At 68.4% G+C, this 12,933-nt stretch carries 10 protein-coding genes; 5 read left to right on the top strand and 5 right to left on the bottom strand.

The genetic code is table 11. From position 1 onward, the window contains the following. Positions 1 to 83 precede the first annotated feature (83 nt). Positions 84 to 1,355 (top strand): IS110 family transposase, encoded by a 1,272-nt coding sequence (locus tag FHU38_RS17465; protein ID WP_243852283.1) that lies wholly within the window; start codon positions 84 to 86, stop codon positions 1,353 to 1,355. Positions 1,356 to 1,372: 17 nt separating this feature from the next. Here the strand turns inward: FHU38_RS17465 and FHU38_RS28035 are convergent, their stop codons facing one another. From FHU38_RS28035 to FHU38_RS17480, 3 genes are all read right to left on the bottom strand, one after another. Continuing rightward, a complete protein-coding gene (locus tag FHU38_RS28035) occupies positions 1,373 to 2,257 on the bottom strand; it encodes an FAD binding domain-containing protein (RefSeq protein WP_167172791.1) in 885 nt (294 codons plus the stop codon). Then, a complete protein-coding gene (locus FHU38_RS17475) occupies positions 2,254 to 3,648 on the bottom strand; it encodes a uracil-xanthine permease family protein (protein WP_167172793.1) in 1,395 nt (464 codons plus the stop codon). The genes FHU38_RS28035 and FHU38_RS17475 overlap by 4 nt, the downstream gene beginning before the upstream one ends. 143 nt (positions 3,649 to 3,791) lie before the next feature. Then, positions 3,792 to 5,447 (bottom strand): PucR family transcriptional regulator, encoded by a 1,656-nt coding sequence (locus tag FHU38_RS17480; protein WP_167172796.1) that lies wholly within the window; start codon positions 5,445 to 5,447, stop codon positions 3,792 to 3,794. A gap of 83 nt (positions 5,448 to 5,530) precedes the next feature. On the opposite strand from FHU38_RS17480, the gene FHU38_RS17485 reads away from it, so the two are divergent. The 4 genes from FHU38_RS17485 (at position 5,531) to FHU38_RS17500 (ending at position 10,777) form a co-directional block, all read left to right on the top strand. Further along, positions 5,531 to 6,376 carry an oxamate carbamoyltransferase subunit AllH family protein gene (locus FHU38_RS17485; protein ID WP_208415722.1) on the top strand — a complete coding sequence of 282 codons (846 nt, stop codon included), beginning with the start codon at positions 5,531 to 5,533 and terminating at the stop codon, positions 6,374 to 6,376. Next, a complete protein-coding gene (locus FHU38_RS17490) occupies positions 6,373 to 7,845 on the top strand; it encodes an FdrA family protein (protein ID WP_167172798.1) in 1,473 nt (490 codons plus the stop codon). The genes FHU38_RS17485 and FHU38_RS17490 overlap by 4 nt, the downstream gene beginning before the upstream one ends. Further along, positions 7,842 to 9,278: a YlbE family protein gene (locus FHU38_RS17495; protein WP_167172800.1), complete on the top strand. Its 1,437-nt coding sequence runs from the start codon at positions 7,842 to 7,844 to the stop codon at positions 9,276 to 9,278. The genes FHU38_RS17490 and FHU38_RS17495 overlap by 4 nt, the downstream gene beginning before the upstream one ends. A gap of 227 nt (positions 9,279 to 9,505) precedes the next feature. After that, positions 9,506 to 10,777, top strand: a complete 1,272-nt coding sequence (locus tag FHU38_RS17500) for an IS110 family transposase (protein WP_243852283.1) — start codon at positions 9,506 to 9,508, stop codon at positions 10,775 to 10,777. Positions 10,778 to 11,081: 304 nt separating this feature from the next. On the opposite strand, the gene FHU38_RS17505 is transcribed toward FHU38_RS17500, so the two are convergent. Both FHU38_RS17505 and FHU38_RS17510 read right to left on the bottom strand, forming a co-directional pair. Continuing rightward, positions 11,082 to 12,191, bottom strand: a complete 1,110-nt coding sequence (locus tag FHU38_RS17505) for an NAD(P)-binding domain-containing protein (protein ID WP_167172802.1) — start codon at positions 12,189 to 12,191, stop codon at positions 11,082 to 11,084. 46 nt (positions 12,192 to 12,237) lie between these two features. Then, positions 12,238 to 12,927, bottom strand: a complete 690-nt coding sequence (locus FHU38_RS17510; RefSeq protein WP_167172804.1) for an SRPBCC family protein — start codon at positions 12,925 to 12,927, stop codon at positions 12,238 to 12,240. Between the last annotated feature and the right edge of the window lie 6 nt (positions 12,928 to 12,933).

Below are 12,933 nucleotides of genomic sequence, written 5' to 3' on the forward strand. Positions count from 1 at the left end.
GTGAGGACTGGTTTATCAGCACGATGCAATGCCTCCCGCTCCGGTTGTCGTGTCCATAGACGGGAAAGGAATCGACGCACTTGTTGGGAGTTGGTATCGACTGGGCGGAGTCGTTTCACGATGTCGCGCTCGGCAGACCTGATAATGGGATCGTCGAACAGTTTCGTATCGACCACACCGCGGCCGGTGTGGGCCGGTTGATCGCTCGGTGCTTGGAGTTGGAAACCGACCCGGCTGATGTGCGTGTTGTGTTGGAAACCCGGCACGGTGTATTGGTCGAGGCATTGACCGACGCGGGGTTTACCGTGTTGCCGGTCAACCCTGACCTGGTCGCCCGCCGTCGTGGCCCGGCGAAGAAGAAAGACGACGCCGAAGACGCCCGGATCTGTTGTTTGCTGGCGTTGGATCAGTTTCTGGAATTGCGGAAGTTGATCCCGCACGGCAATCTGGCTGGCGAATTGCGTTCGATCGCCCGCGATGACGAACGAGCGGCCCGGGACCAGCGGCGGCTGCTCAACCGTCTTCGCGCCGATCTGCTGGCCACTTTCCCGGCCGCGCTGACCATCGCCGGTGACGATCTGGGCAGCCCTGTCATGCTGAAACTGCTGGCCACCTGGCCCACACACGCCCAACTCGCCGGCGCCGGTACCGACGCGATCGAGTCCTTCGCGCGGTCTTCCCGACACGGCTGGCCGGACCGGTTCGCCGCCCGTGTTGCCGACGCCCTCACCGTCGAGCAACTCCCGGTTCGCGATTACCTGATCCGCGCGAAAGCCACCACAATCTCGTTGACCGCGACCCAGCTTCTCGCGTTGCGTGAGGCTCGGAAATCGTGGGAACGCCGCATGGCAGAACTGCTCCTCGGCGACACCCGGTACGGCCGCGCCAAACAACCCAGAAATCCCGATCCGGGAAAAGCGATACCGGGCGGTGACATCTACCTGAGTTTCCCCGGACTTGGGGACATCCTCGCCGCCCGGATCGCCGGAGAGATCGGGGATCACATCGAGCAATTCGACACCCCGAACGGGCTGCAATGCTACGCCGGAACCGCACCCGTAACCCGACGATCCGGCCGCAGCGAGCTCGTCATCGCCCGCCGCCTGGCCCATAACCGATATCTCGGCACCGCCGTGCACCAATGGGCCTTCTGCACCCTCACAACCTCGACCTGGGCGCGCGAGTTCTACGACCGGAAAATCACCGCCGGAAAAGCACACCACAGCGCCCTGCGCGCCCTCGCCAACCGCTGGCTGGAAATCCTCTGGCACTGCCTCACCAAAGGCATCCGCTACGACGAAGCCGTACACATACGCAACCGATCCAAAACCCTCCAAACAGCTACCGCCGCCTGAGGTTGACAGAAGGTGTCTCACCCGACCACCTCCGCTTGCCTGGCACGGGAATCGTCGTAGGCGGCCCGCACCACCCGGCGGGTGAGCACCCGGGCAAGCTGGCCGCGGTAGTCGGCGCTGCCGTGGATGTCGTCCACCGGGTCGAGCGAGGCGGCCGCCAGTTCGGCCGCGTCGGCCAGCGCCCGGTCGGTGAACTCACCCGAGGCGAACACCTCCGACAGTTCGACGACGGTCGGCACCTCGCACACCGAGAAGTAGCCCGCGCGGACCGACGTCACGCGGCCGTCCGGCGCCGAGCAGACGACGGCGGCCACGCCGCACAGTGCGTAGTCGCCGTGCCTGCGCGCGATCTCGTCACAGCCGACGCCGCACCGCTCGCCCAGTGAGGGGAAGAAGGCTTCGGTGACAAGTTCGTCCTTGCGAACGGTGGACTCCAGTGGCCCGGCGAACAGCTCGTCGGCCGGGATGGTGCGAGTGCCCCGCGTGGACGCGGCCGTCACGTGCCCTTCGAGCAACCGCAGCACCGTCGGCATCTCGGCCGCCGCGTCGGCGTGCACGATGGAACCCACCGTGGTGCCCCTGTTGCGGATGGCCGGATGCGCGACCAGCCGCAACGCCTTGGACAGCAGCGGCTGCACACGCCGGGCCTGCGGATGCGCCTCGACGTCGGCGTGCCTGGCCACCGCACCGACGCGCACCCCCGAGCTGTCCCAGGTAATCCGGGACAGCTCGGCGATGGCGTTGATGTCGACGAGCATCCCAGGGGAGGCCAGTCGCATGGACAGCAACGGGATCAGGCTCTGGCCGCCGGCGAGAACCTTCGCGTCGGGATGGGTCGCCAGTAGCTCCAGCGCAGCCGCCAGCGAGGTGGGGCGGGCGAACTCGAACGGAGCAGGCTTCACTTCGGACCCACCGGGTCTTCCGCCGTCTCGTCCGAGGCGAGCTGCTTGCTGCGGCCCTTAACCAGGTGGAAGTACACGATCACGAGGATCGTGCCCAGCGCGATGCCGCCGAGTTCGAAGTTCTCGGTGAAGGTCAGGCTCACCCCGCCGATGCCGGCGATCAGCCCGGCCGCCAGCCCGATGAGGTTCACCGGGTTGCCGAAGTCGACGCGGTTCTCCACCCAGATCTTCACACCGATCAGCCCGATCATGCCGTACAGCACCAGGGTGATCCCGCCGAGCACGCCACCGGGGGTCGCGTTGACCACGGCGCCGAACTTCGGTGACAGCCCGAGCAGGATGGCCACACCGGCGGCGGCGTAGTAGGCCGCGGTGGAGTACACCCGGGTGGTGCCCATGACGCCGATGTTCTCCGCGTAGGTCGTGGTTGGCGAACCGCCGAACGCGCTGGCCAGCGCGGTGGCGAGCCCGTCGGCGCCGATCGCCCTTCCCATGTACGGGTCGAGGTCGTCGCCTGTCATCTGCGCCACGGCCTTGACGTGGCCCGCGTTCTCGGCGATGAGCGCGATGACACCTGGCAGCACCAGCAACACGAACGTCAGCGAGAACGACGGTGCGTGCACCACGGACACCCCGTCGGCGAGCTGCCCACTCGGCAGTCCGAACCAGTCCGCCTGCTGAACCTGCTCCCACGAAACGCGGTTGTGCGGCACTGCCTCGCCGTCACTCGTGGGCAACACCGAGGTAATCTGCCCGAAAACACTGTCCGCCAACCAGGACATGACATAGCCGAACACCAGCGCGAGGAACACCGCGATGCGAGACCAGAACCCGGGCAGCAGCACCGCGGCCAGCACCATGAATGTCGCGGTCAACAGCGCGATCCACTGGTCCTGATGCCAGTAGACGTCCGCGACCACCGGGGCGAGGTTGAAACCGATGAGCATGATCACCGCGCCGGTGACCGCGGGGGGCAGCACCTTGTGCAGGATGCGCGACCCTCCGAAATGGATCAGCAGGCCGATGGCTGCGAGCACGAGGCCGCCGACCATGATCGCCCCGGTGACATCGGCGGAGTCACCACCCTGCGCGCGGATCGCGGTCACCGCCGCCACGAACGAGGCGCTGGTGCCCAGGTAGCTCGGCACCCGGTTCCGCACGATCAGCAAGAACATGATGGTGCAGATACCCGAGAACATGATCGCGAGGTTGGGGTCGAGACCCATCACCAACGGGAACACGAACGTGGCACCGAACATGGCGACGACGTGCTGGGCACCCAGCCCCACGGTGCGTCCCCAACTGAGTCGCTCCATCGGGCCCACGGCGGCGCCAGGTGGCGGAGCCTTCCCGCCGTGGACAACTTTCCAGCTGAACATGGATTTGGTCACGACATCTCCTCGACGCTGCGCTGGCCGAAAATTTTGGGCTGACGCTAATGCTGCGGATCACACACCAGCACTGTCCACATCTGCCGAACAAGCGGCCGTGGCACTGGCACACCTTGCTGGCGGGGCCCGGCGGGCGACCCGGCTCATCGCGCGGAGTCGCGATGCAGGTCGAGCACCTGCAGCGCCACCGCGGCGTTGAGCCGCAACAACGGGTCCGTGGTGAACGGGCCGAGCATCGTCTGCAGCTTGCTGATGCGGTATCGCATGGTGTTGTAGTGGAAGAACTGCTTGCGAGCCGCCTCGGCCACGTTGAGATTGGTGTCGAGCAGTACCTGCAACGTTACCCGTAGATCAGCCGCCTCCGCGGTGTCGGCGGCGAGCTCGCCGAGCACGTCGTGGGCGAACTCGTGCAGCTCACGGGGATCGGGCACCAGTGCTATGAGCCGGTGCAGGCCGAGGTCGTCGAACCAGGTGGTGCAGCGCCCCCCGCTGATACGCCTGCCGACCTGGATCGCGCGCCGCGCCTGGTTGTACGCGGTCGGCAGGTCCTTCACCGACGACACCACGCGGCTGACCCCCACCGAGAACGGCCGCCGCCCACCACCCCTGTCGCCCGCGACCTCGTCGACCAACCGGTCCACCGCGGCACGGGGCGAATCACCGGTCACCGACGTCGGCAGCAGGCTCACCACCTCGGTGGAGAAGTCCACGGTGGAGATCGACCGGTCCCACGACTCGCACACCTTCCGCCAAGCCGCGGCGAACCGTTCCTGCCACAACCGGCGGGTGCTGTCGGACACCGGTTCCTCGGCCGGGTCCGCGGGGTCCATCTCGGCGCAGAGCACGGCCATCGGCCGATCCAGTTCCCAACCGAAGGTGCGGGCGTGTTCGACGACGAAAGCCTCGTCCCCTGCGCGATCGAGGAACACGTCGCGCAGGAAGTCGCCTCGGTACTTGTTCTCCACCACGGCCACCGCCTGCTGCCGGGTGAGCAGCAACGCGACGATGATCGCGGTGCGTTCCAGCGCCTGCACATCGTCGTACCCCAGCGCGCGCTCGGGGGCGACACACACCAGCCGAGCGAGATCGGTGCCGCCCGCGGGTACCGGCAGCACCCGCGCCTCACCGTCGGCGACCGGATGCGGACCCATCCTCAGCCGCTCGACGCGGACCCGACCGGAGGAGTCGATCAGATCGAGTCGCACGAGCTGGTCGCGCACCGCGTCGTCGAGCGCCCCGCCCCACTCTCGCCCGTCGGTGGAGGTCACGACGATGCCCACGCCGAGCACCCGTGCCACCTCGGCGCTGATCCGGTTCAGATCGGCGCCGTGCAAAACCAGTTGGGACAGCGTCGTATGCAGGGTGTCCGCGCGGGCGAGCGCATCGTCGTGCCGGTGTCCCAACTGCGCGAAGGCCTGCACGATGAGATCGTCGAAGGCCAGTTCCCTCGGCAGGCCGAGTACGGGGAAATCGAGTTCGTCGGCGGCGGCGAGCGCGTCGGCCGCGACGGAATCGAGGTAGCGGCCGAGCTTGACACCGATCCCGGCCAAGTTGTTGGCGTGCAGCCCGGGCAGCAGTTCGGTGAGAGTGACGCCGGGGTCACCGTCCCCGGCCGCGAGCGGGTATCCGGTTGTGACCAGCAGTTCGTGCGGCTTCACCCAGTCCAGCACATCAGGGACCTCCATGACGTTGACCGCGGACACCGGACGGTCAAGTCCGGCGGCTCCTGCCAGCACGATGGTCCCGTCCAAACAACTCAGTGTGAGCAGTTCCCGCAACGGCAGGAAATACCGGCGCATTGGCATCTCCTGCCGTTGATCAAGGCTAACGTTGGCAACACTCACCATTCGGGGTACCGTACCGAACGACTAGCGTCCGAGGAATGCTCACGTCGCATCACGTTTCGGCCACAACCCGGATCAGGGCGGCCGCTACCTTGCGTGTTCGCGACGTGCTAGCGGGCCCCGTGCGCGCCGCCACCGTGGTGCACGCGGGCCGAGACGCGGTTTACCTCGATGTCGACAGCTTCTGCCTTGGCGTGCTGTCCCGGTCCGCTACCGCGGTGCCCTGTGGACTGCGCACCACCCTGACGTCACTGGCCGACGGCCTCGCCACGCCGACACCCCCCGGATCGCGGGCACAGGTCGGCGGCGGGTCGCTATTGCTGGGCGACGCGCGGCTGACCGTGGGCAGAGTGGTCGAGGCATCGGTACCGGCGCTGCCTCCCGCGGCGGCACGGCGAGCGGCACGGACACTCGCGAAGGTTTGCCCACCATTGCCGCACACCCGCGAGGAGTTGCCCGAGGCCGCACTGAGGCTGCTCGGCGACGGTGACCCCGCCGCGGTGCCGCTGCTGCTCGGTCGCGGCAGCGGGCTGACACCGCTCGGTGACGACGTGCTCTGCGGCTGGCTCGCGACGGTGGCTGCCGGTGTCCTAGGTGGACACGACCCCAGCGGGGCGCGCCCGGTTGCGGCCGCAGTCGCGGCGCTGGCCGCGCATAACACCACCACGCTCTCGGCGACCCTGCTCGACTGCGCCGCCCGCGGCGAGGCGCTGCCACGGTTTCGGCGGCTGGTGGCCGACCTCGCCTCGGCAGACCCCGGCGCGGCCGCCGGGCTGACAGCGCTGCTGGAGGTCGGCCACACCTCCGGCCACGGCCTGGCGCTGGGCCTGCACCTCGCGCTTGACCCGCTCCAGCGTTTCCCCACCGAAAGGACCCTCGTGTGACCGGTGTTGCCCACGTCGAGCTGCGCCCCGGCGCCTACGCCGACTCCGTGACCCTGCTACAGGTGAGCCGCCAGGTCACCGCGTTGCCAGGGGTTATCGCCGCCCAGGTGGTGATGGCCACCCCGCTCAACATCGAGGTGCTCGCCTCGATGGGCTTCCAGGTACCCATGACGACGCCCAATGACATGGTCGTCGCGCTTCGCCTGGCAGACGAGGCCGCACTGCCGACGGCGCTGGCCGCCGTGGAATCGGCACTGTCGGCCCCCCGAGGCGGGAGCGACAGCACCGAGCGGGCCGCCGCACCGCGTACGACGCGGTCCGCGCTGGCCCGCTCGGGCGCCGAGCTGGCGCTGGTGTCGGTGCCCGGCCAACACGCGTTCGTCGAGGCGATGGATGCCCTCGACACCGGCCACGACGTACTGATTTTCAGTGACAACGTGCCGCTGGAACAGGAACTGATTCTCAAGCGCACCGCGGCCGATCGCGACCTGCTGGTGATGGGACCCGATTGCGGCACAGCGGTGGTCGGCGGTGTCGGCCTCGGCTTCGCGAACACCACCCGCCCAGGTCCGGTCGGGTTGGTCGCCGCCTCCGGAACCGGATGCCAGCAACTGCTGTGTCTGCTCGATGCGGCGGGCGTCGGAGTCTCCGCCGCGCTAGGCGTCGGCGGCCGCGATCTCGGCGACGAGATCGGTGGACTGTCCACAATGGCAGCGCTGCGCAGGCTGGACGCCGACCCCGCCGTCGAACTGATCGTGGTGGTGTCGAAGCCTCCCGCACCGAACGTCGCCGACACCGTGCGCGCCTTCGCCGACGAGCTGAACACCCCGGTGCTGCTCGCCCTGCTCGCCCCCGGCGAGGCGGACCTGACCGTCTCGGCGGAAGCCGCGCTTGCCGCGCTCGGCAGGCCGACACCCCGCTGGCCGCGCTGGGGCAGGCCGTCCGCACCGGCCGGGGGCCGATACCTGCGTGGCCTGTTCGCGGGCGGCACGCTGTGCGACGAGGCGATGCTCATCGCGAGCGAGACACTTGGCCCCATCCACAGCAACATCCCACTCGAAGCCGGACCCGCACTCGACGGCGCCTTCACCGCCGAGGGACACAGCATGGTCGATTTCGGCGACGACGCGCTGACCAGAGGAAGGACGCACCCGATGATCGACCCGACGCTGCGGCTGGAGCAACTGGCCAAGGCCGCCGCCGATCCGGAAACCGCCGTGGTGCTGCTTGACGTGGTACTCGGCCACGGCGCCGAGCCCGATCCCGCTGGCGCGCTCGCACCCGCCATCAGATCGGCACGGCTGCGCAGGGAAGTGCCGGTCGTCGTCGCCTGCGTCGGTACCGAATCGGACCCGCAGGGACTGCACACGCAGGCGGGCGCGCTGGCCGAGGCGGGCGCCGAGGTCTACCTGTCCAATGCCCACGCCACGCGACGTGCCGTCGAGCTGGCCACCGGAGGTGCCCGATGAACCGCCCCACCCAGGCCCCGTCCGCGGTCGTCACCGCCGGAGCCGAGCTGTTCGCCACCGCGCTGTCCGATCAGGCGGTTTCGGTGTCGCAAGTGGACTGGCGGCCTCCGGTCGCGGGCACCGAGAGGGATCTGGCCACGGTCATGGCCGACCCGCTGCGCCTCGCCGCGAACCAGCGCGCGGCCGAGGCCATGCTCGATGTGCGGGCGATGCTGGTGGACGTGGTGCCCGCGAGCAAGGCGCTCGGCCTCGAACGCGGCCACTTCCTGCACGCCGGACCACCCATCGGCTGGGACCGCGCCTCCGGCCCGCTGCGCGGTGCGTTGCTCGGCGCCGCCGCGCTGGAAGGGATCGTGCCCGAACCCGACGAAGCCGCCACGCTGCTGGAAACCGGCAGGTTGACGTTCGAGCCGTGCCATCACCGAGGCGCGGTGGGGCCGATGGCCGGTGTGGTGTCACCGTCGATGTGGATGTTCGTGCTGGAGGACCCCGGTTCGGGGCGGCGCACCTACTGTTCGCTGAACGAGGGGCTCGGCAAGGTGTTGCGCTACGGCGCCTACGCACCCGACGTGCTCGAACGGCTGCGCTGGATGGGCAACGTCCTCGGGCCCATGCTGCGCGACGCCGTGCGCGCCACCGGCCCGATCGACATCACCGGCATCCTCACGCAGATGGTGCAGATGGGCGACGAGGCACACAACCGCAACCGGGCGGGAACCCTGATGCTGCTGCGAGACCTCGCGCCCGCACTGGTGTCCTCCGGCCACCCCGGGGCCGACGTCGCCGACGTGTTCCGGTTCGTCGGCGGCAACGACCACTTCTTCCTGAACTTGGCGATGCCCGCCTGCAAGCTCGCGCTCGACGCCGCCAGGGGCATCGAAGGCTCGACGATGGTGGTCGCGATGGCCCGCAACGGCACCGACTTCGGCATCCAGGTAGCCGGCACCGGCGACCAGTGGTTCACCGGACCGGCGCAGCTGGCCGACGGACTGTTCATCGGCGACTTCGGGCCGCAGGACGCCAACCCCGACATCGGTGACTCCGCGATCACCGAGACCGCCGGCCTTGGCGGGTTCGCCATGGCCACCGCCCCACCGATCGTCCGGTTCGTCGGCGGCAGCGTCCCGCAGGCACTGGCCACCACGCGACTGATGTACGAGATCACCCTCACCGAGAACCCTCGCTGGAGCATTCCGATCCTGGAGTTCAGGGGCACGCCGACCGGCATCGACGTCAGTCTGGTGTGCCGTACCGGCATCCTGCCGCAGATCAACACCGGGATGGCAGGCAGGCAGCCTGGCGTCGGTCAGGTGGGAGCCGGGCTGGTCAAGCCACCCGCGGAGATCTTCCCCGCCGCGTTGGCCGCACTGGCCGAGCGGACTCGCGCACGGGCAAGCGAATCAGGCATGCCTGCTGCCAGGGCCGGGGTCTAGCGGGGGCTCGCTGATACGACTACCTTCGTTCATGGCCGGGACCTCCGGGGAACGCTTTGTTCGCTTGTCCTGCGAGGACTGTCGTGAGACGGCGTCCCTGGAGGTTTCAGCCGGAGGCTTGTCATCTCGGAAGGTGTCGTCCCGGTGAGGACTGGTTTATCAGCACGATGCAATGCCTCCCGCTCCGGTTGTCGTGTCCATAGACGGGAAAGGAATCGACGCACTTGTTGGGAGTTGGTATCGACTGGGCGGAGTCGTTTCACGATGTCGCGCTCGGCAGACCTGATAATGGGATCGTCGAACAGTTTCGTATCGACCACACCGCGGCCGGTGTGGGCCGGTTGATCGCTCGGTGCTTGGAGTTGGAAACCGACCCGGCTGATGTGCGTGTTGTGTTGGAAACCCGGCACGGTGTATTGGTCGAGGCATTGACCGACGCGGGGTTTACCGTGTTGCCGGTCAACCCTGACCTGGTCGCCCGCCGTCGTGGCCCGGCGAAGAAGAAAGACGACGCCGAAGACGCCCGGATCTGTTGTTTGCTGGCGTTGGATCAGTTTCTGGAATTGCGGAAGTTGATCCCGCACGGCAATCTGGCTGGCGAATTGCGTTCGATCGCCCGCGATGACGAACGAGCGGCCCGGGACCAGCGGCGGCTGCTCAACCGTCTTCGCGCCGATCTGCTGGCCACTTTCCCGGCCGCGCTGACCATCGCCGGTGACGATCTGGGCAGCCCTGTCATGCTGAAACTGCTGGCCACCTGGCCCACACACGCCCAACTCGCCGGCGCCGGTACCGACGCGATCGAGTCCTTCGCGCGGTCTTCCCGACACGGCTGGCCGGACCGGTTCGCCGCCCGTGTTGCCGACGCCCTCACCGTCGAGCAACTCCCGGTTCGCGATTACCTGATCCGCGCGAAAGCCACCACAATCTCGTTGACCGCGACCCAGCTTCTCGCGTTGCGTGAGGCTCGGAAATCGTGGGAACGCCGCATGGCAGAACTGCTCCTCGGCGACACCCGGTACGGCCGCGCCAAACAACCCAGAAATCCCGATCCGGGAAAAGCGATACCGGGCGGTGACATCTACCTGAGTTTCCCCGGACTTGGGGACATCCTCGCCGCCCGGATCGCCGGAGAGATCGGGGATCACATCGAGCAATTCGACACCCCGAACGGGCTGCAATGCTACGCCGGAACCGCACCCGTAACCCGACGATCCGGCCGCAGCGAGCTCGTCATCGCCCGCCGCCTGGCCCATAACCGATATCTCGGCACCGCCGTGCACCAATGGGCCTTCTGCACCCTCACAACCTCGACCTGGGCGCGCGAGTTCTACGACCGGAAAATCACCGCCGGAAAAGCACACCACAGCGCCCTGCGCGCCCTCGCCAACCGCTGGCTGGAAATCCTCTGGCACTGCCTCACCAAAGGCATCCGCTACGACGAAGCCGTACACATACGCAACCGATCCAAAACCCTCCAAACAGCTACCGCCGCCTGAGGTTGACAGAAGGTGTCTCACGAGCGAACCGCCCTTTCCGGAAGTTGCCGCACCTGGGGCAACACTCGGTGAACGCCTACTCCATATTGGCGCTGGACACGGTCCCTCAGTAAGGGGGCGACGGCGGTCGGTTCCGAGTCAGTGATGCGTTGGCGGCGAGAACTACGGTCTGAAGAATCCCGAACGGTTCCGAGATCGATCGGAAAGCCATGGCAGCGACCAGGAATTCGAACCGAGGAAAGCGATGGGCTCGCCGAGCACTGCCGGTCATGATGGTCACTTGCGGTTCAGCCTAGTCGTTGCGTCAGGCCGCGCTGGCCGAGCGGGCTGGCCCGCGAGTGACCGGGTCGAGCGGCTGACCCAGCTCCGCCAGCAGGTCCCGCACGGCCGCGCGCCCGGCCCGGTTGGCTCCGATCGTGCTGGCCGAGGGGCCGTAGCCAAGCAGATGCAGTCGCGGCAGCGTGGCCACCCTGGTGCCGTCCATCCGGATACCGCCACCGGGTTCGCGCAGCCGCAGCGGGGCGAGGTGGTCGAGGGCGGAACGGAAACCGGTGGCCCACACAATGACGTCGACACGCTGTTCGGTGCCGTCGGCCCATCGCACCCCGTCCGGGGTGACGCGCTGGAACATCGGCCTGCGGTCGAGAACTCCCGCCCGCAGCGCTGCCTCCACCTCGGGGGTGAGTTGCAGGCCGGTCACACTGACCACGCTGCCCGGGGGTTTGCCCTCGCGCACCCGCCGGTCCACCTCCGCCACCACGGCGCGGCCGAACTCAGGCGTGAACTCCTGCTCGCGAAACACCGGCGGCCTGCGCGTCACCCACGTCGTCTCGGCCGCCACCTCGGCGATCTCCAGCAGCAGCTGCACGGCCGAGGTGCCCCCGCCGACCACCACGACCCGGCGGCCCGCGAACTCCCGCGCACCGGTGTAGTCGGCGGTGTGCGGCTGAGGACCACGGAACGACTCCACGCCCGGGTAGTACGGCCGAAACGGCTTATCCCACGTTCCGGTCGCGTTGAGGACGCCACGCGCCAGCCACGAATCGGTGGCGCTTTCCACCAGGAAGCGACCGTCTTCGGTCAGGCGGACAGACCGGACGTCGACGGGTCGACGTAACGGCAGGTCGAAGGCGTGCTCGTAGCGATCGAAGTAGGCAGGCAGCACCTCCGACACCGGCAGTTCCGGGTCGACGGCTCCCAGCGCCATGCCGGGCAGGTCGTGGATGCCGTGCACCTTGCCCATCCGCAGCGAGCGCCAGCGGTACTGCCAGGCACCGCCGGGACGCTTGCCGTGGTCGAGCACGACGAAACCCGATTCGCCGGACACTCCGGCCCGGCGCAGGAAGTAGGCGGCGGACAACCCGGCCTGCCCCGCACCGATGACGGCGACGTCGATCTCGTGGTCAGCCCGCATGCCAGGTGCAACGCGGCCGGGGCCGTGCCACTTCCCGTGGCAGCCGTCAGCGGCGGCGAATGGCGCGAATGATCGCGATGATGGCGAACAGCGCGGCCAGACCCGCGACCACCGGGGCCAGCCGCTTGGCTACCGAGGCGCCCGCGTAGTCGAACAGGTCGATGGCCTCCGCCTGCTGGGGCTCCCCCGTGGGCTTGACGGACTCCAGCTTGGGTTTGCCCGGCTCCGTGGTGGGCGCCGTGGTGGGCGCGCCCGCTGCCGGCTCGGGCTCGGCGGGCGCCTCCTCCTTACCCGTGGCGCCGAGCGTGTCGGCGAGGTTCGCGGCGAAGGTATCGAGGATCTTGCCACCCACCTCGGAGATCATGCCCCGGCCGAACTGGGCGGGCCTGCCGGTGACATTCAGGTCGGTGGCGACGCTTCCCTTGGTGGAGTTGCCCTCGGCGGTCAGCGTCACCGTCACCGTCGCCGCCGCGGTGCCCGCACCGCGCGCGTCCTTGCCCGAGGCCTTGATCAGGAGCTTCCTGGCCTGCTCGTCCTTCTCGACGAACTCGCCCGAACCCTTGTACAGCAAGGAGACCGGCCCGAGCTTGACCTTCACCGTGCCCTTGAAGTTGTCACCCTCGACGGAGCTGAGGGTGGCTCCGGGCATGCATGGCGCCACGCGTTCCGGGTCGAGCACCGCCTTCCACACCTCGTCGATGGGCGCCGGAACGGTGAACTCGTGGTCGAGCCGCACGGGCCG

Source organism: Saccharomonospora amisosensis, from assembly GCF_011761185.1.
In the GTDB taxonomy this organism is placed as follows: domain Bacteria; phylum Actinomycetota; class Actinomycetes; order Mycobacteriales; family Pseudonocardiaceae; genus Saccharomonospora_A; species Saccharomonospora_A amisosensis.